Raw genomic sequence first — 646 nt, 5'->3', positions numbered from 1 at the left:
ATGTCAAATATAAGGTCGAATTCGGTCTCTTCAAAAGAATGATCGAATCCGAAAAGACGATCACGCTCGATTTTCAGGAAGCGTTTTCCCTTGCACGCGAGATTGCCAAGTAACGCCGGATCTCTTTTGATCGCGGCAATTTCAGGCCGGGCGCTGGCCGCCGCCGCGCGTCGCGCCGGCTATCGTCCGCTGGTTGCCGATTTCTTTTGCGATACGGACACCGTCGCGCTCGCCGAACGTGCGACGATGCTGCCGGGCGACCTGCAGAGGGGCATCGACGGCGAGCGCATCGTCGACACGCTTCGGCGATTGGCTGGCGACGACCTGCCGGTCGCCATTATCCTGGGCTCAGGGTTTGAGCGGATGCCTGAGACCGTGGACGAGATCGCGCGACACTTTCCGCTCGCAGGCAATGGCGGCGCCGCAATCCGCAGGATCAAGGATCCGCAGTTGCTGGCCGATGATTGCGCCGAACTTGGCATCCCGCATCCGCAATCGCGATGGGACCAGCCGCCTGATCGGGAGAACTGGGTGGTCAAGACCGCGGGCGGCGCCGGCGGCGGGCACGTCAGACGAGCAGCCGGAGAAAGCCCGATCGCCGGCCGCTATTTCCAGCGCTTCGTTGCCGGACGCAGCATCTCGGCCC

Annotated in this window: 1 pseudogene; it reads left to right on the top strand. The window is 63.0% G+C overall.

Going from position 1 to position 646, the window contains the following annotated elements:
- Positions 1–126: 126 nt before the first annotated feature.
- Positions 127–646, top strand: a pseudogene (locus EN964_RS36440) (hypothetical protein); the annotation flags it as partial.

Origin of the sequence: Mesorhizobium sp. M7A.F.Ca.CA.001.10.2.1 (assembly GCF_003998575.1) — a bacterium.
Taxonomy (GTDB): domain Bacteria; phylum Pseudomonadota; class Alphaproteobacteria; order Rhizobiales; family Rhizobiaceae; genus Mesorhizobium.
This window is presented reverse-complemented; position numbering and strand designations above follow the sequence as displayed.